This is a genomic window from Kitasatospora sp. NPDC032121, from assembly GCF_055580145.1.
Window position 1 is genome coordinate 192,090 of the sequence record NZ_JBVILX010000004.1, and the last position, 21,974, is coordinate 214,063.

Annotated in this window: 18 protein-coding genes and 1 riboswitch; of the genes, 15 read left to right on the top strand and 3 right to left on the bottom strand. The window is 72.3% G+C overall.

What is annotated here, in order from left to right; translation table 11 throughout:
- Positions 1–148 precede the first annotated feature (148 nt).
- From ACZ5OX_RS14840 to ACZ5OX_RS14870, 7 genes are all read left to right on the top strand, one after another.
- A complete protein-coding gene (locus ACZ5OX_RS14840; protein WP_392874216.1) occupies positions 149–886 on the top strand; it encodes a response regulator transcription factor in 738 nt (245 codons plus the stop codon).
- A gap of 92 nt (positions 887–978) precedes the next feature.
- Complete coding sequence (locus ACZ5OX_RS14845) at positions 979–2,166, top strand: sensor histidine kinase (protein ID WP_465630233.1); 1,188 nt, start codon at positions 979–981, stop codon at positions 2,164–2,166.
- A 233-nt stretch (positions 2,167–2,399) separates the two neighbouring features.
- On the top strand, positions 2,400–6,149 hold the full coding sequence (locus tag ACZ5OX_RS14850) for a multifunctional oxoglutarate decarboxylase/oxoglutarate dehydrogenase thiamine pyrophosphate-binding subunit/dihydrolipoyllysine-residue succinyltransferase subunit (RefSeq protein WP_465630234.1): 3,750 nt from the start codon (positions 2,400–2,402) through the stop codon (positions 6,147–6,149).
- Positions 6,150–6,430: 281 nt separating this feature from the next.
- Entirely contained in the window at positions 6,431–8,386 is a 1,956-nt protein-coding gene (locus ACZ5OX_RS14855; protein WP_465630235.1) for a protein kinase domain-containing protein, read from the top strand.
- Between the two features lie 44 nt (positions 8,387–8,430).
- The gene (locus ACZ5OX_RS14860; RefSeq protein ID WP_049649445.1) at positions 8,431–8,610 is read left to right on the top strand and encodes a DUF6104 family protein; all 180 of its coding nucleotides are present in this window, start codon (positions 8,431–8,433) and stop codon (positions 8,608–8,610) included.
- 222 nt (positions 8,611–8,832) lie between these two features.
- Positions 8,833–9,741, top strand: a complete 909-nt coding sequence (locus tag ACZ5OX_RS14865; RefSeq protein ID WP_465630236.1) for a DUF4097 family beta strand repeat-containing protein — start codon at positions 8,833–8,835, stop codon at positions 9,739–9,741.
- A 1-nt stretch (position 9,742) separates the two neighbouring features.
- Entirely contained in the window at positions 9,743–10,783 is a 1,041-nt protein-coding gene (locus ACZ5OX_RS14870) for a PadR family transcriptional regulator (protein WP_465630237.1), read from the top strand.
- An 84-nt stretch (positions 10,784–10,867) separates the two neighbouring features.
- Here the strand turns inward: ACZ5OX_RS14870 and ACZ5OX_RS14875 are convergent, their stop codons facing one another.
- Together ACZ5OX_RS14875 and ACZ5OX_RS14880 are read right to left on the bottom strand one after the other, a co-directional pair.
- Positions 10,868–11,830 carry a zinc-binding dehydrogenase gene (locus tag ACZ5OX_RS14875; protein ID WP_465630238.1) on the bottom strand — a complete coding sequence of 321 codons (963 nt, stop codon included), beginning with the start codon at positions 11,828–11,830 and terminating at the stop codon, positions 10,868–10,870.
- Positions 11,831–12,072: 242 nt separating this feature from the next.
- Entirely contained in the window at positions 12,073–13,266 is a 1,194-nt protein-coding gene (locus ACZ5OX_RS14880; RefSeq protein WP_465630239.1) for an NAD(P)-dependent malic enzyme, read from the bottom strand.
- Between the two features lie 576 nt (positions 13,267–13,842).
- On the opposite strand from ACZ5OX_RS14880, the gene ACZ5OX_RS14885 reads away from it, so the two are divergent.
- The 5 genes from ACZ5OX_RS14885 to ACZ5OX_RS14905 all read left to right on the top strand — a co-directional run bounded on the left by ACZ5OX_RS14885 (position 13,843) and on the right by ACZ5OX_RS14905 (position 18,642).
- Positions 13,843–14,772 carry an ABC transporter substrate-binding protein gene (locus ACZ5OX_RS14885; RefSeq protein ID WP_465630240.1) on the top strand — a complete coding sequence of 310 codons (930 nt, stop codon included), beginning with the start codon at positions 13,843–13,845 and terminating at the stop codon, positions 14,770–14,772.
- A gap of 419 nt (positions 14,773–15,191) precedes the next feature.
- Positions 15,192–16,115: an ABC transporter substrate-binding protein gene (locus tag ACZ5OX_RS14890; protein ID WP_465630241.1), complete on the top strand. Its 924-nt coding sequence runs from the start codon at positions 15,192–15,194 to the stop codon at positions 16,113–16,115.
- A gap of 36 nt (positions 16,116–16,151) precedes the next feature.
- Positions 16,152–17,126, top strand: a complete 975-nt coding sequence (locus ACZ5OX_RS14895) for an amino acid ABC transporter permease (RefSeq protein WP_465630242.1) — start codon at positions 16,152–16,154, stop codon at positions 17,124–17,126.
- Between the two features lie 47 nt (positions 17,127–17,173).
- Positions 17,174–17,926, top strand: a complete 753-nt coding sequence (locus ACZ5OX_RS14900) for an amino acid ABC transporter ATP-binding protein (RefSeq protein WP_449793571.1) — start codon at positions 17,174–17,176, stop codon at positions 17,924–17,926.
- A gap of 134 nt (positions 17,927–18,060) precedes the next feature.
- Positions 18,061–18,642 carry a CGNR zinc finger domain-containing protein gene (locus tag ACZ5OX_RS14905; protein ID WP_465630243.1) on the top strand — a complete coding sequence of 194 codons (582 nt, stop codon included), beginning with the start codon at positions 18,061–18,063 and terminating at the stop codon, positions 18,640–18,642.
- A 59-nt stretch (positions 18,643–18,701) separates the two neighbouring features.
- Here ACZ5OX_RS14905 and sodX read toward each other — a convergent pair whose 3' ends face one another.
- On the bottom strand, positions 18,702–19,064 hold the full coding sequence (sodX, locus tag ACZ5OX_RS14910) for a nickel-type superoxide dismutase maturation protease (protein ID WP_465630391.1): 363 nt from the start codon (positions 19,062–19,064) through the stop codon (positions 18,702–18,704).
- A 268-nt stretch (positions 19,065–19,332) separates the two neighbouring features.
- On the opposite strand from sodX, the gene sodN reads away from it, so the two are divergent.
- From sodN to ACZ5OX_RS14925, 3 genes are all read left to right on the top strand, one after another.
- Positions 19,333–19,728: a superoxide dismutase, Ni gene (gene sodN, locus ACZ5OX_RS14915; RefSeq protein ID WP_045699892.1), complete on the top strand. Its 396-nt coding sequence runs from the start codon at positions 19,333–19,335 to the stop codon at positions 19,726–19,728.
- Positions 19,729–19,796: 68 nt separating this feature from the next.
- A riboswitch (cobalamin riboswitch) is annotated at positions 19,797–19,934 on the top strand.
- A gap of 122 nt (positions 19,935–20,056) precedes the next feature.
- Positions 20,057–21,136: a FecCD family ABC transporter permease gene (locus ACZ5OX_RS14920; RefSeq protein WP_465630244.1), complete on the top strand. Its 1,080-nt coding sequence runs from the start codon at positions 20,057–20,059 to the stop codon at positions 21,134–21,136.
- A gap of 5 nt (positions 21,137–21,141) precedes the next feature.
- Complete coding sequence (locus tag ACZ5OX_RS14925; RefSeq protein ID WP_465630392.1) at positions 21,142–21,951, top strand: ABC transporter ATP-binding protein; 810 nt, start codon at positions 21,142–21,144, stop codon at positions 21,949–21,951.
- Positions 21,952–21,974 lie beyond the last annotated feature (23 nt).

A 21,974-nucleotide genomic window follows, 5' to 3' on the forward strand; every position in this document is an offset into this window, starting at 1 on the left:
AAGTGGGCGGCCGACCATCCGTCCCCGTCTCCCGATCGCGCGGCGGGACGGCGGACCCGGCACAGTCCACGACGGAACAAGACTACGAGCGGAGCCCCGCCATCCCCACAGGTGGCCGGCCCGCAGCCCTGGGGGCGGTGGCGTGACCGTGACAGAAATCCAGCAGGACAACCAGCACACCGGTGGCACTGTGAGCAGCCAGCGCAGAGTACTGGTGGTGGAGGACGAGCCCACGATCGCCGAGTCGATCGCCGCCCGGCTGGGCGCCGAGGGCTTCAAGGTCGCCGTGGCCCACGACGGCCCCGGCGCGGTCGACGGCTTCCACACCTGGCAGCCGGACCTGGTCGTCCTCGACATCATGCTGCCCGGCTTCGACGGGCTGGAGGTGTGCCGCCGGATCCAGGCCCAGCGCCCGGTGCCGGTACTGATGCTGACCGCCCGCGACGACGAGACGGACCTGCTGGTCGGCCTCGGCGTGGGCGCGGACGACTACATGACCAAGCCGTTCTCGATGCGCGAACTGGCCGCCCGCGTCAACGTCCTGCTGCGCCGCGTGGAGCGCGCCCAGCAGGCCGCCCGCACGCCCGCCCTGGGCAGCCTGCGGTTCGGCGAGCTGGAGATCGACCACGTGCAGCGCCGGGTCCGGCTGGCCTCGGGCGACGTCCACCTGACGCCGACCGAGTTCGACCTGCTCGCCTGCCTGGCCGCCCAGCCGCGCGCCGTGCTCACCCGCGAGCAGCTGCTGGCCGAGGTGTGGGACTGGACCGACGCCTCCGGCACCCGCACCGTCGACAGCCACGTCAAGGCGCTGCGCCGGAAGATCGGCGCCAGCTGGATCCGCACCGTCCACGGCGTCGGCTACGCGCTGGAGGCCCCGCTCTCCTAGCGTTCGCCTCACGGGCGACGGGCCACCGGGGGGCCCGTGTCCGGACGACGCCGTGCCACCACGCGGGGGACAACGCGGGACCACAGGGGACAATGACCTTTCCACAGCAACGCAACGGGGAATCCGACGGCACGCGGCAGCAGAACCTGGCCGCCCGCGCCGCCCGCCGGGTCTGGGCCGACATCCGGCCGCTCGACCCGGTCCGATCGATCAAGGGCAAACTCGCCCTGCTCGTGATCGTCTCCGTGTTCCTGGCCACCGGGATGGTGGTCGTGGCGATCCGGTCCGAGACCCAGATCCGGATCATCGTGGTCTTCTCCATGATCGCCTCACTGCTCTTCATGCAGTTCCTCGCGCACGGGCTGACCGCCCCCCTGCGCGAGATGACGGCCGCCGCCCGCGCGATGGCCTCCGGCGACTACAGCCGCCGGGTCGAGGCGAGCTCACGCGACGAGATCGGCGAGCTGGCGGCCGCCTTCAACGCCATGGCCGCCGACCTCCAGGCCGCCGACCGGCACCGCCGCGAACTGGTCGCCAACGTCTCGCACGAGCTGCGCACGCCGATCGCCGCGCTGCGCGCCGTCCTGGAGAACGTGGTGGACGGCGTCGTCCAGCCCAATCCGGCCACCCTGGAGGCGGCGCTGGAGCAGACCGAGCGGCTCGGCCGGCTGGTCACCCACCTGCTCGACCTCTCCAAGATCGACGACGGCGTGGTCGACCTGGACGCCCGCCCCTTCGAGGTGCGCGAGTTCCTGGACGGCGTGCTGCGCGGGGTCACCGTGGACGGCGCGACGGCCGGCGGCGCCTTCTCCCGGCGCGGGGACGTCCGGCTGGCCCTGGAGGTCAGCCCGACCGGCCTGACCGGCGTGGCGGACCCCGAACGGCTGCACCAGGTGGTCGCCAACCTGGTCGACAACGCCTGCAAGCACTCCCCGCCCGGCGGCACCGTGACGGTGCGGGCGAGACCGGAGGGCGAGCCTGGCGGCCTGCTGCTGGAGGTCGAGGACGAGGGCCCCGGCATCCCGCCGGCCGACCGCACCCGGGTCTTCGAGCGGTTCGGCCGCAGCGGCACCGCCACCGCCGCCGGGCCGGGCGCGGACGGCGGCACCGGGCTGGGCCTGGCGATCGCCCGCTGGGCGGTGGACCTGCACGGCGGGCGGATCGCGGTGGCCGAGTCCCCGCGCGGCTGCCGGATCGAGGTCCGGCTGCCCGGGCAGCGCCAGGGTGACGGTCGGGACATTTGTCACAGATCCGACACAGACGCATGCGAAGATCGTTAAAGGATTCGACCGAGTTTTTGTCCGGTTTGGTCCGAGTATGGGCCCTGTTCAGCGCCGATCGCTTCCCCTCAGATGCGGCTTCCTAACGCACTTTTTCAGCCAAAGTGCAGGTCAACACTGTGATCTGGGCGACGCCTGGGCCCCGGGGACTGCGCGATCACTGGTCAGGGGCGTAGCCTTAATCCCCGCTGTCCAAACATCCCAAAAGGAAGCGGAAGAGGGCGGTTGCCGCCGTGTCGCCACAGTCCCCTGAAACCCCCAACAGCTCGGCAAGTTCCACTGGCTTCGGCCCCAATGAGTGGCTCGTCGACGAGATCTACCAGCAGTACCTCCAGGACCCGAACTCGGTCGACCGAGCCTGGTGGGACTTTTTCGCCGACTACAAGCCCGGTACCGAGGTGACCCCAGTGACCCAGGCCGCGACCCAGGCCGGCTCCGCGCCGACCCCTGCCGCTGCCCCCGCGCCCGCCGCTGCTGCTGCTCCGGCCGCGCCCGCCGCCCCGGCTGCTCCGGCCGCCCCGGCCCCGGCCGCCGCCCCGGCTCCGCTCGCCGCCGCGCCCGCCGCGCCCCCGGCCCCCAAGGCCGCCGCCCCGGCGCCGGCCGCGCCCGCCGCCGCCACCGGCCCCGAGCTGATCCAGCTGCGCGGCCCGGCGAAGGCCGTCGCCACCAACATGGACGCCTCGCTGGAGGTGCCGACCGCGACCTCGGTCCGCGCCGTCCCGGCGAAGCTGTTGATCGACAACCGCATCGTCATCAACAACCACCTGCAGCGCGCCCGCGGCGGCAAGGTCTCCTTCACCCACCTGATCGGTTACGCCCTGGTCCAGGCCATCAAGGCCGCCCCGGGCATGAACCACAGCTACAAGGTGGAGGACGGCAAGGCCTTCCTGGTCAAGCCGGAGCACGTCAACCTCGGCCTGGCCATCGACCTGGTCAAGCCGAACGGCGACCGCCAGCTGGTCGTCGCGGCCATCAAGAAGGCCGAGACGCTCGACTTCTTCGGCTTCTGGCAGGCCTACGAGGACATCGTCCGCCGGGCCCGCGCCAACAAGCTGACCATGGACGACTTCACCGGCGTCACGGTCTCGCTGACCAACCCCGGCGGCATCGGCACCGTGCACTCCGTGCCGCGCCTGATGCAGAACCAGGGCACCATCGTCGGCGTCGGCGCCATGGAGTACCCGGCCGAGTTCCAGGGCTCCGCCCCGGAGACCCTGGCCCGCCTGGGCGTCTCCAAGATCATGACGCTGACCTCGACCTACGACCACCGCGTCATCCAGGGCGCGGCGTCCGGCGAGTTCCTGCGCGAGATCCACCGCCTGCTGCTCGGCGAGAACGGCTTCTACGACGAGATCTTCGAGTCGCTGCGGATCCCGTACGAGCCGGTCCGCTGGGCCACCGACGTCGCCACCACCCACGACGACGAGGTCAACAAGACCGCCCGCGTCATGGAGCTGATCCACTCCTACCGGGTCCGCGGCCACCTGATGGCCGACACCGACCCGCTGGAGTACAAGCAGCGCAAGCACCCCGACCTGGACGTCACCACCCACGGCCTCACCCTGTGGGACCTGGAGCGCGAGTTCGCGGTCGGCGGCTTCGGCGGCCAGAAGATGATGAAGCTCCGCGACATCCTCGGCCTGCTGCGCAACACGTACTGCCGCACCGTCGGCGTCGAGTACATGCACATCCAGGACCCGAAGCAGCGCCAGTGGCTGCAGGAGCGCCTGGAGAAGCCGTACACCAAGCCGGAGCGCGAGGAGCAGCTGCGGATCCTCCGCCGCCTGAACTCGGCCGAGGCCTTCGAGACCTTCCTGCAGACCAAGTACGTCGGGCAGAAGCGCTTCTCGCTGGAGGGCGGCGAGTCGCTCATCCCGCTGCTGGACGCCACGATCGACGCCGCCGCCGAGCACCGCCTCGACGAGGTCGTCATCGGCATGGCCCACCGCGGCCGCCTGAACGTGCTGGCCAACATCGTCGGCAAGCCGTACGGCAAGATCTTCGGCGAGTTCGAGGGCAACCTCGACCCGAAGTCGATGCACGGCTCCGGCGACGTCAAGTACCACCTCGGCTCCGAGGGCACCTTCACCGGCCTGGACGGCGAGACCATCAAGGTCTCGCTCGCCGCGAACCCCTCCCACCTGGAGGCCGTGGACCCGGTCCTCGAGGGCATCGCCCGCGCCAAGCAGGACATCCTGGACCAGGGCGGCACCACCTTCCCGGTGCTGCCGATCCAGATCCACGGTGACGCGGCCTTCGCCGGCCAGGGCGTCGTCGCGGAGACCCTGAACATGTCGCAGCTGCGCGGCTACCGCACCGGCGGCACCGTGCACATGGTGGTCAACAACCAGGTCGGCTTCACCGCCGCCCCGGCCAGCAGCCGCTCCTCGATGTACTCCACCGACGTGGCGCGCATGATCGAGGCCCCGATCTTCCACGTGAACGGCGACGACCCGGAGGCCGTGGTCCGCGTCGCGCGGCTCGCCTTCGAGTTCCGCCAGGCGTTCCACAAGGACGTCGTGATCGACCTCATCTGCTACCGCCGCCGCGGTCACAACGAGGCCGACAACCCGTCGTTCACCCAGCCGCTGATGTACGACCTGATCGACAAGAAGCGCTCGGTGCGCAAGCTGTACACCGAGGGCCTGATCGGTCGCGGCGACATCACCATGGAAGAGGCGGAGCAGGCGCTCCAGGACTTCCAGGGCCAGCTGGAGAAGGTCTTCGCCGAGGTCCGCGACGCGGCCCAGGCACCGGCCGCCGCCACCGCCGGCAAGCCGGTCGCCGACTTCCCGGTCTCCATCCAGACCGGCATCTCCCAGGAGATGGTCAAGCGGATCGCCGCCTCGCAGGTCAACCTGCCGGACTGGCTGACCGTCCACCCGCGCCTGATGCCGCAGCTGCAGCGCCGCGCCGCCTCGGTCGAGGACAACACCATCGACTGGGCGATGGGCGAGACCCTCGCCATCGGCTCGCTGCTGATGGAGGGCCACCCGGTCCGCCTGGCCGGCCAGGACAGCCGCCGCGGCACCTTCGGCCAGCGGCACGCCGTCCTGATCGACCGCAAGACCGGCGAGGACTACACCCCGCTGCAGTACCTCACCGAGGACCAGGCCCGCTACACCGTCTACGACAGCCTGCTGTCGGAGTACGCGGCCATGGGCTTCGAGTACGGCTACTCGCTGACCCGCCCGAACGCGCTGGTCATGTGGGAGGCGCAGTTCGGCGACTTCGTCAACGGCGCGCAGACCGTGGTGGACGAGTACATCGCCTCCGCCGAGCAGAAGTGGGGCCAGCACTCCGGCGTCACCCTGCTGCTGCCGCACGGCTACGAGGGCCAGGGCCCGGACCACTCGTCCGCCCGCCCGGAGCGCTTCCTCCAGCTGTGCGCGCAGAACAACATGACGGTCGCCATGCCGACCCTGCCGTCGAACTACTTCCACCTGCTGCGCTGGCAGGCGCACAACCCGCACCACAAGCCGCTGGTCGTCTTCACCCCGAAGTCGATGCTGCGTCTGAAGGCCGCGGCGAGTGCGACCGAGGAGTTCCTGTCCGGCTCGTTCCGCCCGGTCATCGGCGACAACACCGTCGACCCGGCGCAGGTCCGCAAGGTGGTCATCACCGCCGGCAAGTTCTACTACGACCTGGAGGCGGCCCGCACCGAGCGCGGCGTCACCGACACCGCGATCGTCCGGGTCGAGCGGCTCTACCCGCTGCCGGTGGCCGAGCTCCAGGAGGAGCTGGCCCGCTACGGCGACGACGTCCAGTTCGTCTGGGCGCAGGAGGAGCCGGCCAACCAGGGTGCCTGGCCGTTCATCGCGATGAACCTGGTCGACCACCTGCAGGTCGTCATCGGCCGCAGCGGCGGCGACGCCCGTCTGCGCCGCGTCGCCCGCACCGCGGCCTCGTCCCCGGCGGTCGGCTCGGCCAAGCGGCACGCCGCCGAGCAGCAGGCCCTGGTCGAGGAGGTCTTCGCGCTCTGACGCGCTGAAGCCCGCACTCTCCACGCCCGCGGCCCCGTCCTCCCACCGGAGGGCGGGGCCGCGGGCGTTCCCGCGCGCCGGCCGGGCGTTCCCGCCCGCCCGTCAGGAGTCCTTGCGCGCTGACCTTTTGGTCCCAGCTCTGCAACCAAAGCGGAACCGCGGTGCGCGAGCTCCTGACGGGTCGGTAGGTTATGCCTCGCCGTCCGGCGGCCCCGGTGCCCGTCCGCGCGCCCGACCGCCACGGCCGTACCGCCTCACCGCTCTCCCAGGGGGACCACCACATGACCGCCGACACGCCTCGGGACGCCGGAAAGCTCCCACCGGTCTTCCAGCCGCTCCTCCCGGACGACCCGCGGGAGGTCGGCGGCTACCGGCTGTTCGCCCGGCTGGGCGCCGGCGGCATGGGCCGGGTCTACCTGTCGTACACCCCGGGCGGGCGCCCGGTCGCGCTCAAGGTGGTGCGCCCGGAGTTCGCCGAGGACGGCGAGTTCCGCCGCCGCTTCGCCCAGGAGGTCAGCAACGCCCAGCGCATCCACGGGCTCTACACCGCGCAGGTGATCGACTCCGGCGGCCTGGACGGCGACGCCCCCTGGCTGGTCACCGCGTACGTCCCCGGCCCGTCCCTCCAGCAGGTGGTGCGCGAGAACGGCGCGCTCCCGGTGCGCACCGTGCTGCTGCTGATGGGCGGCATCGCCGAGGCCCTCCAGGCGATCCACAGCGTCGAGGTGGTCCACCGCGACCTCAAGCCCGCCAACGTGCTGGTCGCCGGGGACGGCCCGCGGGTGATCGACTTCGGCATCGCCCGCGCCGCCGACGCCACCGCGCTGACCGGCACCGGCTACCGGATCGGCTCCCCCGCCTTCATGTCCCCCGAGCAGGCCCAGGGCCGCCCGGTCACTCCGGCCACCGACGTCTTCGCGCTCGGCGCCCTGGCCGCGTACGTGGCCGGCGGCACCGCGCCGTTCGGCGACGGCCCGGACACCGCGGTGCTCTACCGGGTGGTGCACGAGGACGCGGACCTCACCGCCGTCCCGGCGGACCTGCGCGAGCTGATCCAGCGCTGCCTGGCGAAGTCCCCGGAGGACCGCCCCACGCCCGCCGAGATCATCCGGGTCGCCCGCAACCACCCGGAGGTCGGCGGCCAGCTGCGGTTCGGCGACGACTGGCTGCCGCGCGAGGTCAACACCGAGATCACCCGCCGCTCGGACCTGCCCAAGACTCCGCCCACCCCGCTGCCGGCCGCGCCCGCCACCCCGCCGACCCCGCCGCCCGCGATGCCGGCCACTCCCCCGCCGCCCGGCGCGCCGACCCACCCGGCCACCGCGGTGCACCCGCCGCAGCAGCCGCCGACGCCCCCGCACGGCTTCACGCCGCCGCCGGTCGGCTCGTACGGCGCCCCGCAGCCGCCCACCGAGTCGCCGACCGCGCCGGTGCTGTCCACCCCGCCGACCGTCCGGCTCCAGCCGGAGCCGCCGTCCTACGACACCCCGCCGCCCGGCCCGGCACTGACCGCCGACCCGGCGCCCGCCGCGGCCCCGGAGCCCGGGCCGGGGCGCAAGGGCGGGGTGTCCTGGAAGGTGCTGCTCACCGTCGCCCTGGTGATGGCGGTCGGCGGCACCGCGGGCGGCGTGGTGCTGATGAAGAAGCTGGACGACGGCAAGGCGTCGGACGCCAAGCCGGCCCCGGCGGTCACCGTCACCCAGGGCCCTGATCCGACCAAGCCGGCCTCCTCCCCCAGCGCCTCCGCCTCCACCGACCCGGTGACGGCCTCTTCCCCCAAGCCCGGCCAGAGCACCGTCTCGGCCCCGGCCCGGCCCACCGGCTACTCCCCGATGCTGGACAAGAAGTCGCTGGCGATCCCCAGCGCCGACTACTCCTCCGACGCCTACCGGATCGACCTGGACTCGGGCACCGTGGTGCCCCGCTCCACCGACCTCAAGTGGGGCTTCGGGGTCACCAACAACAGCAGTGGCAGCAAGGCCAACGCCTTCGCCAGCTACGGCGACAACAAGTCGGACTTCGCGGTGATCACCGAGCCGTCCGTCACCGCCGAGCAGTGCGCCGCCGCGATCGACTCCCGGCCGGACACCGACCTCTCGTACAACCGGGTCGCGCCCGGCCGGCTGCTCTGCGTCCGGGACCGGGTCACCCGCAACATCGCCATCGTGGCGATCGAGCAGGCCGACCCGACCTCCGGGGCCGCCAAGGTCACCGTCAGCACCTGGCGCGCCGGCTGAGCACTATCCTGACCAGGTCAATCCCCACCGGACCGGAGCGAACCGTGTACTTCACCGACCGAGGCATCGAGGAGCTGGAGAACCGGCGCGGCGAGGAGGAGGTCACCCTCGGGTGGCTGGCCGAGCAGCTGCGCACGTTCGTCGACCTCAACCCGGACTTCGAGGTCCCGGTCGAGCGGCTGGCCACCTGGCTGGCGCGGCTCGACGACGAGGACGACGAGTGACCCGGTGACGGCCGTCGTGAGGCCCGGGAGGCAACCGCCTCCCGGGCCTCACGCGTGTTCGGGCACGGAGCTCCGCCGGCCCCGTAGGGGAGGCCTCGGGGACGAGTCGGGGACGGATCGGGGTCGGGACGGGGGCCGGAGCGCTTGACTCTGCCAGCACGCGATATATCGTCTTTAGAAGAGAACGCGATACATCGCGATCGCCAACGGGAGGCGGCAGAGATGAGCCAGTGGACGGTCGAGGGCACCGAGAGGATCACCTTCGACGAGTCGGTGCGCGCGCTGCACGTGCGGACCATCGAGGGCACGGTGAACGTGGTGGCGGCCGACGGCCCGGCCCGTCTTGAGGTCACCGAGCTGGTCGGCGACCCGCTGCACGTGACCCTGGTGGACGGCGTCCTGACCGTGACCTACAAGGACATCAACAGCTGGGGCGAGTTCGGCGACTGGGTCAAGTCCGTCGGTTCGGTGCGGAACTTCTTCGGCTCCTTCAAGCGCAAGCGGATCGCGGGCGTCACCGTGACCGTCCCCGCCGACGTCGAGGTCAAGGTCGGCACCGTGTCCGCCCACGCCACCGTCAGCGGCATCGACGGGCGCGTCTCGGTGCAGAGCGCCAACGGCGACACCACCCTCGCCGGGGTGACCGGCCGGATCGACGCGAGCACCGTCACCGGCGACGTCGACGCCCAGGCGGTCGGCGGCCGGCTCAAGGTCAACACCGTCTCCGGGCAGCTCACCGTGATCGCCGGCACCGCCGACCGGATCCAGGCCAACACCGTCACCGGCGCCGTCACCCTGGACCTCGACGTGGCCGGCGAGACCGACGTCAAGGTCAACACCGTCAGCGGCGCGGTCGTGGTCAGGATCCCCTCCGCGGCCGACGCCACCGTCGAGGCCGGCTCCACCAGCGGCGACGTCTCCAGCACCTTCGAGGAGCTCCAGATGAGCAGCACCTGGGGCGCCAAGAAGATCTCCGGCCGACTCGGCGAGGGCCGCGGCAACCTCCACGTCACCACCGTCTCCGGCGCGGTCACCGTGCTGCGCCGCCCCGACTCGGAGGAGGAGGGCCCGGTGGTCGTCAAGGAACTCCCGGCCGGCCCCGGTACGCCGAACCTCACCAAGGAGGCCTGAGATGACCCCTGTGTTCGGCCACGGTCGGCTCCGCCTGTACCTGCTGAAGCTGCTGGACGAGGCCCCGCGGCACGGCTACGAGGTGATCCGGCTGCTGGGGGAGCGCTTCCAGGGCCTGTACGCCCCCTCGGCCGGGACGGTCTACCCGCGGCTGGCCAAGCTGGAGCAGGAGGGCCTGGTCACCCACAGCACCGAGGGCGGCCGCAAGGTGTACCGGCTGACCGACGCCGGACGCGTCGAACTCGAAGCCCGGCAGGGCGAGTTGGACGAGCTGGAGCTAGAGATCCACGACTCCGTGGCGCAGCTCGCCGGGGCGATCCGCGAGGACGTCCGGGACAGCGCCAAGGACCTGCGCGAGGAGCTGTGGAACGCCGCCAAGCAGGCGCCCCGGCCGGAGCGCGCCGAGAGCGGCGACCCGTGGGCCGGGCCCTGGGGCGACAACGAGTCCTGGCAGCGCGCCAAGGAGGAGTTCGCCCAGTTCAAGCAGCAGGCGAAGGAGCAGGCCAAGCGCGCCCGGGAGCAGGAGCAGGCCGCCAAGGCCAAGGCGAAGGCCGCCGAGGCGGAGGCCCGCCGGCTGCGCGAGCAGGCCAAGGCCTCGCGCACCGCCGCGCAGCAGGAGGCGCTGCGGATCAAGCGCCGGGTCGAGCAGCAGGTGCGCGAGCACGCCGCGAAGGGCGACTGGCCGACCGGGTTGGCCGAGGGCCTGTCCGAGCTGACCAAGGGCCTGGCCGGGCTGGCCGACGCGGCCCGCTGGGGCCACGGCCCGGAGGAGCCGGCCGCGGAGCCCACCGAGAAGGTCACCGTGACCAGGATCGACCTGGACAAGGACGGGAACGAGCCCGGAACCCCGGCCGACCTGCCGTCGTGGGCCCGCACCGACCCGGCCGGGGATCCGGCCCGTGAGCTGGAGCGGCTGCTCGACCGCTTCCGCGACCAGGTGCGGGACGCGGCCAGGGACGGCGGGGTGGGCGCGGACGAGCTTGCCGAGGCCCGTACGGTGCTGGGCACCGCGGGCGAGCGGCTGAAGCGACTGCTCGGCTGACGCCGACGGTCCGGAACGGCGGCCCGGTGCCCCCTTCGGGAGGCGCCGGGCCGCCACATGTGCGGAGCCCCGGACGGCCCCGGGTCAGGGGTTGAGGACGACCTTCCCGAAGACGTCGCCCTTGGCGAGCCGGGCGAAGCCGTCCCTGGCCTCGGTCAGCGGCAGCACCGAGTCGATCACCGGCCGGACGCCGGTGTTGGCGCAGAAGGAGAGCAGCCCGGCCAGCTCCTCCTTGGTGCCCATGGTCGAGCCGACCACCTTGAGCTCCAGGAAGAAGATCCGGTTCAGCTCGGCGGAGCTCGGGCTGGGGCCGGAGGTGGCCCCGGAGATGACGATGGTGCCGCCCGGGCGCAGCGACTTCACCGAGTGCGACCAGGTCGCGGCGCCGACCGTCTCCATGACCGCGTCCACCCGCTCGGGCAGCCGGGCGCCGCTCTCGAAGGCCGCGTCGGCGCCGAGCTCCACCGCCCGGGCGCGCTTGGCCTCGTCCCGTCCGGTGACCCAGACCCGCAGGCCGGCCGCCTTGCCGAGGACGACCAGCGCGGTCGCCACACCGCCGCCCGCGCCCTGCACCAGGACGGTGTCCCCGGGCTTGACCCCGGCGTTGGTGAACAGCATCCGGTACGCCGTCAGCCAGGCGGTGGGCAGGCAGGCGGCCTGCTCGAAGCTCAGCTCGGCGGGCTTAGGCAGCAGGTTCCAGGTGGGGACGGCCACCCGCTGGGCGAAGGTGCCCTGGTAGCGCTCCGTCAGGATGGACCGCGGCTCGTCCGGGCCGACCCCGTGGCCGCTCTGGCCGATCACCGAGTGCACGACCACCTCGTTGCCGTGCTCGTCGACGCCGGCGGCGTCGCAGCCGAGGATCATCGGCAGCTTCTCGGCGGGCAGGCCGACCCCGCGCAGCGACCAGAGGTCGTGGTGGTTGAGGCTGGCGGCCCGGACCGTGACCACGCTCCACCCGGGACGGGCCTGCGGCTCGGGGAGGTCACCCAGCTCCAGCCCGCTCAGCGGGTCGGCGGCGTCGATACGTGCGGCGTAGGCAGCGAACATGCCCCGGACGATAGCCCCGACGGCCGGGGCCGGGAACCACGCGAACGTGTGACGCGTGTCCCGGCTGTCCCGGCTCCGACTCCCCCGCTCGCCTCCGGGCGCTCTGACCCACTGCCGGCGCCCGGCGCTCCGGCGCTCGTACCCCGCCTGTCGCCGCTCGCTTCCGGCAGCGGCGCGCCCTTCGGCTCGGCGGGGGTGCGGGGGAGCGGCCGCCGCGGTCGGCGCGCTCCCCCGGCGCGTCGTCAGATCCGCGCCACGCCCTCCGCCCGGGCGGCCTCGGCGACGGCCTTGGTGACCGCCGGCGCGACCCGCTCGTCGAACGGGGAGGGGATGACCTTCTGCGGCGTCAGCTCGTCGGCCACGACGCCGGCCAGCGCCTTGGCGGCGGCCAGCTTCATGCCCTCGGTGATCCGGGAGGCGCGGACCTGCAGGGCGCCCGCGAAGATGCCAGGGAAGGCCAGCACGTTGTTGATCTGGTTCGGGAAGTCGCTGCGGCCGGTGGCGACCACCGCGGCGTACTTGTGCGCGACCTCGGGGTGGATCTCCGGAGTGGGGTTGGCCATCGCGAAGACGAACGCGCCCTCGGCCATGGTCGCGACGACCTCCTCCGGCACGGTGCCGCCGGAGACGCCGATGAACACGTCGGCGCCGGCCATCGCGTCGGCCAGCGAGCCCTTGAGGCCGGTGCGGTTGGTCTGCGCGGCGATCTCGGCCTTGACGTCGGTGAGGTCGCCGCGGCCCTCGTACACCACGCCCTTGCGGTCGCAGACGGCCACGTCGCCGATGCCGGCCGCGACCAGCATCTTGGCGATGGCGATGCCGGCCGCGCCGGCGCCGGAGATGACGGCCCGCAGCGAGCCGATCTCACGGCCGGTCACCTTGGCGGCGTTCCACAGGGCGGCGGTGGTGACGATCGCGGTGCCGTGCTGGTCGTCGTGGAAGACCGGGATGTCCAGGGCCTCCTGGAGCCGGCGCTCGATCTCGAAGCAGCGGGGCGCGGAGATGTCCTCCAGGTTGACGCCGCCGAAGGAGGGCGCCAGCCGGACCACGGTCTCGACGATCTCGTCGACCGCGGTGCAGGCGAGCGCGATCGGCACCGCGTCCACGCCGCCGAACTGCTTGAACAGGATGGCCTTGCCCTCCATCACGGGCAGCGAGGCCTGCGGGCCGATGTCGCCGAGGCCCAGCACCGCGGTGCCGTCGGTGACCACCGCGACGGTGTTGGACTTCCAGGTGTAGTCGTTGACCAGTTCCGGCTGCTCGGCGATGGCCGTGCAGACCCGGGCGACACCGGGGGTGTAGGCGAGGGACAGGTCGTCCGCGTCGCGCACCGGGACGGTCGCCCGGATCTCCATCTTGCCGCCGCGGTGGAGCGCGAAAACCGCGTCGACCGGATCGTCGGTGTCCTGGGTGCTGCTGATGATCTCCGCTGCCACGATGACCTCTTCGTCATTGATCTGGCGAGGACGCGGCCGACGGGAGGACGACCCGGCCGGAAACCGGAAACCGGGTACGCCGAAGCGGACCCGGGGTCAGGGTCGGGGCGCTGCCGTCGGGCGGCGCCCTCGGATGAGGGTTTTGTTGGGTCTTCTGTTGTCCGCGTTGTGCTTACGGGCCGAGCGTAGGTCGGACGACGGCATCGCACCTATGCCTTTTCGTCCTCGTCACGTACGGTTCATCGCCGAGCTGTCGTCACGGGAGCCCGGCGTCTCAGCGCAGGCACCGACGGCGGCAGCGGCATGAGCGCACGCGCACCCGCAGGAGTGAACGCAGGTCCGAAGGGAGTCGGCGCCCCGGATACGGAGCCACGTGAGGACTTCCGTTCCCGAGCACCGCGAGCCTGTCGGGGCTCGTCGGTCTGGTTCGAGCGTTCGGGGGTCACCCGGTACCGAATTCTGACACACCCGCTGCCGGGCCCGGCAGGCCGGGATGGCAGGATCGCTTGTCCGCCATTTCGCGTACACCCGCGCGACACCGTGGCGGCGCCCGTCCCTCCCACAGGAGCCGCCCTCATGCGTCACGCCCGCCTCGCCCGCCGTCCGATCCCGGCCGCCACCGCCCTGGCGACCGCCGGAGCCCTGCTGCTGACCGGCTGCGGCGGCGGCGGGCAGGCCGCCGCGAAGGATCCGGTCAAGGACCTGCGCGGCAAGCTGCCGAAGGCCCTGCAGTCGGCCGGGGTGCTGCGGGTCGGAATGGACGTCAACTACCCCCCGGTGGAGTTCCGCGGCCCGGACGGCACCCCGACCGGCCTCGACCCGGAGCTCGCCGCCGCCCTGGGCCGGATCCTCGACGTGCGGGTCGAGTTCGTCGACACCCCCTTCGACAAGCTGGTGCCGAACCTCCAGGCCAAGCAGTACGACGTGGTGATGTCGGCGCTCAGCGACACCCGCAAGCGCCGTGACGCCCTGGACGAGAACGGCAAGCAGGCCGGCCCCGGCGTGGACTTCGTGGACTACTTCATCGCCGGCAGCTCGATCGTCGTCCCGAAGGGCAACCCCAAGGCGGTCAAGAGCCTGGACGACCTGTGCGGCAAGGCCGTGGCGTTCCAGCAGGGCACCACCCAGGACGAGATCGTCACCCGCCAGGTGTCCGTCTGCGCCCGGGCCGGCCGTCCCGCGCTGGTCCCCCACAAGCTGGACACCGACACCAAGGCGCTGGCCGAGGTCGCCTCCGGCGCGGCCGCGGCGGGCGTGAACGACTTCCCGGTGGCCGCCTACGCGGCGAAGACCACCGACGGCGGCGCCCGCTTCGAGCTGACCGGCGGGCAGTCCACCTCCAACCCGTACGGGATCGCGCTGCGCAAGGACGACGGGCAGTTGCGCGACGTGCTGGCCAAGGCGATCGACCAGCTGATCCGCAGCGGTGAGTACGACAAGATCCTGGCCAAGTGGAACGTGAGCGCCGGCGCGGCGCAGAACGCGGTGGTCAACGGGGGCATCTGACCGGCGGGCGGCGGGCCCCCGGGTACGGCACGGACGGGTCTGCATACTTATGCGCAGAGTGACAGGGGCACGGGATAAGTCCGAATAGCGGACAGTGCGACCCCTCGTTATCCGATTTTGATCTGGATGAGGGCCACCTGACTGTCATCAGATGGCAGGATTCCCCCCATCTCGGATCGAGCCGGCCACTGGTCGAGGCCGACCGGTCAACGTCCACCTCGGCGGAGGGTGGCGGAAGCAGTACCTCGTACACCCCCGGGCGGCACCCCCGCGCCCGGGCAACTGCACGACCCGGCCTGCACGTACGACGACGTACGGCGACACGCACCCGTACCGAGCCGCGCGGCTCGCCGTTCCGGTGCGCCGCTCCCGCGGCGCGCTCCGCCCGACCTCTCTCCCCCAGGATGGAGATCCCCCTCATGACCACCCGTACCCAGCGCAGCCGGCTCCTCGCAGCCGGTGTGGTCGCCGCGTCGGTCTCCCTCGTGCTGACCGGCTGCAGCAGCAGCAAGAGCGACGGCAGCGGCGCCCCCAACGCCTCCGCGACCGTCAACGAGGTCAAGGCCGATCCCAAGCTGGCCTCGCTCGTCCCGGATGACGTCAAGGCGGCCGGCAAGCTCGTGGTGGGCGCGGACGCCTCCTACGCGCCGGACGAGTTCAAGGACGACAGCGGCAAGGTCATCGGCATGGACGTCGACCTGGCCAACGCCATCGCCGCCAAGCTCGGCCTGAAGGCCGAGGTCCAGGACTCCGGCTTCACCGCGATCATCCCCGGCATCCAGTCGAACAAGTTCCAGCTCGGCATGTCGTCCTTCACGGACAACAAGGAGCGCGAGCAGATCGTCGACATGGTCACCTACTTCAACTCCGGCAGCGCCGTCGCGGTGAAGAAGGGCAACCCGGAGAAGATCGACCCGAAGGACCTCTGCGGCAAGAAGGTCGCCGTCCAGACCGGCACCACCCAGGCCGACGAGATCAAGGACACCCGCGACCCCGACTGCGCCAAGGCCGGCAAGCCGGGCATCCAGAACGGGGGCGACAAGTTCGACCTCCAGACGGACGTCACCAACGCCGTGGTCTCCGGCCGCGACCAGGCGCTGATGGCCGACTCCCAGGTCGTCGACTACGCGGTCAAGCAGTCCGGCGGCCAGCTGGAGAAGGTCGGCGAGACCTACGGCGTGGCCCCCTACGGCGTGGCCCTGGCCAAGGGCTCCAAGCTCACCCCGGCCATCCAGGGCGCCGTCCAGTCGCTGATCGACGACGGCACCTACAAGCAGATCCTCAGCAAGTGGGGTGTCGAGGCCGGCGCCATCGAAAAGTCGGTCGTCAACAGCGCCTCCTGACCCTCGTACGCTTCACTTCTCCCCCGAGGCCACACCGTGAACTCTTTGGACAAGGGGACGGCGGAGAAGGGGCGGCCCGAGACCATCAGGGCCGTCCCCGTCCGTCACCCCGGACGCTGGGCCGGCGCCGTCGTCATCGCCGTACTCGCGGCGATGCTCGTGAGCGCCCTCTTCACCAACCCCGCTTTCAAGTGGGACATCGTCGGTCAGTACCTGTTCCACGACAGCATCATGCACGGCCTGCTGGTGACGCTGGAACTGACCGTTCTCGCCATGCTCATGGGCGTGGTCGGCGGCATCGTCCTCGCGGTGATGCGCCTTTCCCCGAACCCGCTGCTGGCCGGCGTCGCCTGGGTCTACATCTGGATCTTCCGCGGCACCCCGGTCCTGGTGCAGCTGGTGTTCTGGAACTTCCTCGGCCTGATCTGGGCCAAGCTGTCGATCGGCGTGCCGTGGGGGCCGGAGTTCTGGTCCGAGCAGACCAACGTGCTGATCCCGACCTTCGTCGCCGCCCTGCTGGGCCTCGGCCTCAACGAGGCCGCCTACATGGCGGAGATCGTCCGCGGCGGCATCCAGTCGGTCGACGAGGGCCAGACCGAGGCCGCGCACGCGCTCGGCATGAGCCGGTTCCAGACCATGCGCCGGATCGTCCTGCCGCAGGCCATGCGGGTGATCATCCCGCCGACCGGCAACGAGACCATCTCGATGCTCAAGACCACCTCGCTGGTCTCCGTGATCTCCCTCGAGGAGATCTTCCGGGCCGGCCAGGTCATCTACTCCCGCAACTACCAGAACATCCCGCTGCTGATCGTGGTCAGCCTCTGGTACCTGTTCTTCACCTCGGTGCTGACCATCGGCCAGTACTACATCGAGCGCCACTACGCCCGGGGCTCCAACCGCACCCTGCCGCCCACCCCGCTGCAGCGGCTGCGGGGCCTGTTCGCCGGGAAGCCCGCCCCCAGGACGACCACCGACGTCGTCCCGGGGCTCGAGGGAGGTGGTCACGTATGACCGACCTGAGCAAGACCCCCGCCGACGCCGCGGCGTCCACCGAGCCCATGGTCCGCGCCGAGAACGTGCACAAGTCCTACGGCCCGGTCGAGGTGCTCAAGGGCATCGACCTGGAGGTCAAGCAGGGCGAGGTGTTCTGCCTGATCGGCCCCTCCGGTTCCGGCAAGTCGACCTTCCTGCGGTGCATCAACCACCTGGAGAAGATCAACGGCGGCCGCCTCTGGGTGGACGGCGAGCTGGTCGGCTACCGGCAGAAGGGCGACCGGCTGCACGAGCTCAAGGACCGCGAGGTCGCCCTCAAGCGGCGCGACATCGGCATGGTCTTCCAGCGCTTCAACCTGTTCCCGCACATGACCGCCGTCGAGAACGTCATGGAGGCGCCGGTCCAGGTCAAGGGCGAGAGCAGGGCCGACGCCCGCGAGCGCGGCATGGCCCTGCTGGAGCGGGTCGGCCTGGCCGACAAGGCCGGGAACTACCCCTCGCAGCTCTCCGGCGGCCAGCAGCAGCGCGTGGCGATCGCCCGCGCGCTGGCCATGAAGCCCAAGCTGATGCTCTTCGACGAGCCCACCTCCGCACTCGACCCGGAGCTGGTCGGCGACGTCCTCGACGTCATGCGCGGCCTCGCCGAGGAGGGCATGACCATGGTGGTCGTCACCCACGAGATGGGCTTCGCCCGCGAGGTCGGCGACGCCCTGGTGTTCATGGACGGCGGCGTGGTGGTCGAGTCCGGCAACCCCCGCGAGGTGCTCACCAACCCGCAGCACGAGCGCACCAGGGCCTTCCTGTCCAAGGTGCTCTAGGCGGTACCGTCGGCGCCCGGCAGACCCGTCCTGCCGGGCGCCGCCCCCTTTCCCGCCGGGGAGAGGAGGCCGGAACGCCGTACGAGTAATAGGCTGGAAGCAGTCAGCCCGTTACCGAATCTGGAAGGACCCCTGTGGAGCTCGCCGCCTACGCCGATCTCGCCGTTCGGCTGGTGAACACCGAGGAGCCCGAGCGCGGCACCGACGCGCTGACCTCCGTGGAGGCGGTGCGCGGCCTGTTCTCCGACTCCTCGCGGGCCGCCGCCCTCGCCGACGAGTCCGACCTGCCCCGGCTGCGGGCGGTGCGGACCAGGCTGCGCGGCGTCTTCGAGGCCGCCGCCGAGGGCGACGAGGTCCGCGGCGTCGACCTGCTGAACAGCCTGCTGATGGAGTACCCCGTCAGCCCGCTGGTCTCCGGACACGACTACCTGGACGACGCCGGGCGGCCGCGCTGGCACCTGCACCTGGCCGACAACTCCCCCACCGCCACCGCGCACTACACCGCGGTCGCCTGCATGGGCCTGGCCGTCCACCTGACCGAGCTGGGCGCCGACCGGCTCGGCATCTGCCAGGCCGTGCCCTGCCGCAACGCCTACCTGGACACCTCGACCAACCGCTCCCGCCGCTACTGCTCGGACCGCTGCGCGACCCGCGCCAACGTGGCCGCCTACCGGGCCCGCAAGCGCCAGGAGGCGGAGGCCGCGGCCCGGGCCTAGGCCCTCGCGAACCCAGGCCCCCGGGAGCTCGGAGCCCCGGGAGTCCGGGCCCCAGGGCCTCAGACCTCCTCCACCCAGGCGCCGAGCCGGCGGGCCAGGCCCGGCACCCGGGCCAGCCGCGGGGTGAGCAGCAGCCGCTCCAGCCGGCGCCCCGGCGCCAGCCAGGCCGGGCTCGGGTTCAGCCGCAGCAGCGCCCGGCCGAGCACCAGCTCGTCCGGGACGGCGCCGTAACTGCGGCTGTCGCTGTCCACCGGGCGGTTGTCCGACAGCAGCCACCAGCCCTTGGGCCGGCGCTCGACGGCCCGCTTCACCACCAGCAGGTCCTGCTGGAACGGGTGCCGGAAGACCACCACCGCGCCCGGCCGGATCGGCGCGCCGTACCGGACCAGCAGCCGGTCGCCCTCGCGCAGGGTCGGGACCATCGACGGCCCCGCCACGTCGACCAGCCCGAACGGCAGCACACCGCCCCGGTCCCCGGCTCCGACGTCCTCCGGTCGCGTGCTCCGCGCCACGACTCCTCCTCCCGCTCCGCCCGTCCCCCAGTCTGCCGTACGGGCCGTCAGCGCCCCGATGTCCGGAATACCCCGGTTGCGGGTCCGTCTTTCGCCCTAGGCCCGCCGCCCGATCGCGAAACCGGGCGGGCGGAAGGGTAATCTCGGGCGCGGGAAGACGATCTAAGGAAGGACTCCCATGTTCTCTCGTCTGTTTGCACCGCGCGCCACCGCCCACGCCCACTGCGACCTGCCCTGCGGCGTGTACGACCCCGCGCAGGCCAAGCTCGAGGCCGAGTCCGTCAAGGCCACCCAGGAGAAGTACCAGGCCAACGAGGACCCGCACTTCCGCGCCCGCGCCATCATCATCAAGGAGCAGCGCGCCGAGGCCGTCAAGCACCACATCTCGGTGCTGTGGAGCGACTACTTCAAGGCCCCGCACTTCGAGAAGTACCCGCAGCTGCACCAGCTGATCAACGACACCCTGAAGGCCGCCTCGGCCGCCAAGGCGTCCACCGACCCGGCCACCGGCCAGGCCCTGCTGGACCTGATCGCCGAGGTCGACAAGATCTTCTGGGAGACCAAGCAGGCCTGAGCCTGACGCGTCGCCACCCGACCGCCCCCGTCCGGACCACCGGACGGGGGCGGTCGTGCGTTCACGCCCGATCCTCGAACGGTAAGGGTTGCCTGCCCTGAGTGGCTGTTATGCTGCCAGGGCGTCCGAGGGGAAGTCCGGTGTGAATCCGGCGCTGACCCGCAACGGTGAGCACGGCCCGTACCAGCCCGTACGGCCGCGCCAGCCCGATCACCCTCGGCCGCCGAACTCCCGACAACTCGCCGTGGACTGCGAGGGGAACGGCGCCCCGGCACGCCCCGGCCCGCGCCCGCCCCGGCGCACCCCCGGCCCGAGGCAAGGCGCACCCGTGAACCGCGCACCCGCAGACCGTGCAGTCGGCCCGCCCACTCGTCGCACACCCGTCGTCCCGCTCGCCGCCGGCCTCGGCGCCGCCCTCCTGCTCTCGCTGGTCTGCGGGGTCGCCCTCGGCTCCTCCGGGCTCGGCCTGCCCCGGGTGCTGCGGCTGCTGGGCGCCGGGCTGACGGGCGGTCGACTGGAGGCGGACGAGGCGGCGGCGTACGCGATCGTCTGGGAGATCCGGCTGCCGCGCACCGTACTGGCCGCCGTGGTCGGCGCCGGACTGGCCGCCTGCGGCGTCGCCGTCCAGGCCCTGGTGCGCAACGCGCTGGCCGACCCCTTCGTCCTCGGCATCTCCTCCGGCGCGGCGGTCGGCGCCAACGCCGTCCTGCTGTTCGGCGCCTTCGCCTCGCTCGGCGTGTGGGCGATCTCCGCCTCCGCCTTCGGCTCCGCCCTGGCCGCCATGACGCTGGTCTACCTCGCCGCCCGCACCGCGTTCGGGCTCACCCCGCTGCGCCTGGTGCTCACCGGCACCGCCCTGTCCTACGGATTCTCCGCCGCCACCACCCTGATGGTCTTCGCCGCCGACCGCGGCGAGGCCGCCCGGGACGCCATGATGTGGCTGCTCGGCAGCCTCGGCGGTGCCACCTGGGGCTCGGTGCCGATCGCCGCCGTCACCGTCCTGGCCGGCCTCGCCTACCTGGCCTGCGCCGCCGGACGGCTGGACGCGCTCGCGATGGGCGACGAGACCTCCGCCTCGCTCGGCGTGGACCCGGACCGGCTGCGCCGCGAGCTGTTCGTGGTGACCGCCGCCGTCACCGGCACCGTGGTCGCGGTCAGCGGGGCGATCGGCTTCGTCGGGCTGCTGATGCCGCACCTGGCCCGGATGCTGGTCGGCGCCGGACACCGCCGGGTGCTGGTGATCGCCCCGCTCGCCGGGGCCCTGCTGCTGGTCTGGGTGGACATCGCCTCGCGCACCCTGCTGGCGCCCGCCGAACTGCCCGTCGGGGTGTTCACCGCGGTGCTCGGCGTGCCCGCCTTCCTGCTGATGATGCGCCGCCGCGGCCAGTCCTTCGGAGGCACCCGGTGACCGACGTGACCGAGGCGGCCGCCGTGGCCGCGCACGCCCAGGACCTCGCCGTCGACGCCGTCTCGGTGGAGCTGGCCGGCACCCGGCTGGTCCACGAGGTGAGCCTGGCGGCCACTGCCGGACAGGTGGTCGGGCTCATCGGCCCGAACGGCAGCGGCAAGTCGACGCTGCTGCGCTGCGTCTACCGGGTGCTGAGGCCGGCCGGCGGCGCGGTCCGGCTGGCCGGCGACGACCTGCACGCCCTCACCGCCCGCGAGACGGCCCGCCGGGTGGCCGCGCTGACCCAGGAGCACTCCGCCGAGTTCGACTTCACCGTCGCCGAGGTGGTCGCGATGGGCCGGCTGCCGCACCGCCGCGGCTTCGGCGCCCCCACCGACGGGGACGCGGAGCGCTGCGCCGAGGCGCTGCGCAAGGTCCGGGCCGGGCACCTGGCCGAGCGCGGCTTCCTGAGCCTGTCCGGGGGCGAGAAGCAGCGGGTGCTGTTCGCCCGCGCCCTGGTCCAGGAGCCGCGCCTGCTGGTGCTGGACGAACCCACCAACCACCTCGACATCGCCCACCAGTTGGAGGTGCTGGCGCTCGCCCGCGAGGCCGGCCCGACGGTGCTCACCGCGCTGCACGACCTCAACCTGGCGGCGGGTCACTGCGACCTGCTGTACGTGCTGCGGGCCGGCCGGATCGTCGCCTCCGGCACGCCCGAGGAGGTGCTCCGACCCGCCCTGCTGGCCGAGGTGTTCGGCGTCCGGGCCACCCCGGTGCGGCACCCGGAGAGCGGTGCCCTCCAGCTGCTGTTCGACCGTCTCGACCACCCCGCCTGATCCGCCCCCCCTGCCCAGAGGAA

Excerpts from the sequence above, each read along its gene's own strand:
- ACZ5OX_RS14845 (WP_465630233.1), top strand. The coding sequence starts at position 979 with ATGACCTTTCCACAGCAACGCAACGGGGAATCCGACGGCACGCGGCAG.
- ACZ5OX_RS14855 (WP_465630235.1), top strand. The coding sequence starts at position 6,431 with ATGACCGCCGACACGCCTCGGGACGCCGGAAAGCTCCCACCGGTCTTC.
- ACZ5OX_RS14865 (WP_465630236.1), top strand. The coding sequence starts at position 8,833 with ATGAGCCAGTGGACGGTCGAGGGCACCGAGAGGATCACCTTCGACGAG.
- ACZ5OX_RS14870 (WP_465630237.1), top strand. The coding sequence starts at position 9,743 with ATGACCCCTGTGTTCGGCCACGGTCGGCTCCGCCTGTACCTGCTGAAG.
- ACZ5OX_RS14875 (WP_465630238.1), bottom strand. The coding sequence starts at position 11,830 with ATGTTCGCTGCCTACGCCGCACGTATCGACGCCGCCGACCCGCTGAGC.
- ACZ5OX_RS14885 (WP_465630240.1), top strand. The coding sequence starts at position 13,843 with ATGCGTCACGCCCGCCTCGCCCGCCGTCCGATCCCGGCCGCCACCGCC.
- ACZ5OX_RS14890 (WP_465630241.1), top strand. The coding sequence starts at position 15,192 with ATGACCACCCGTACCCAGCGCAGCCGGCTCCTCGCAGCCGGTGTGGTC.
- ACZ5OX_RS14900 (WP_449793571.1), top strand. The coding sequence starts at position 17,174 with ATGGTCCGCGCCGAGAACGTGCACAAGTCCTACGGCCCGGTCGAGGTG.
- sodX (WP_465630391.1), bottom strand. The coding sequence starts at position 19,064 with ATGGTCCCGACCCTGCGCGAGGGCGACCGGCTGCTGGTCCGGTACGGC.
- sodN (WP_045699892.1), top strand. The coding sequence starts at position 19,333 with ATGTTCTCTCGTCTGTTTGCACCGCGCGCCACCGCCCACGCCCACTGC.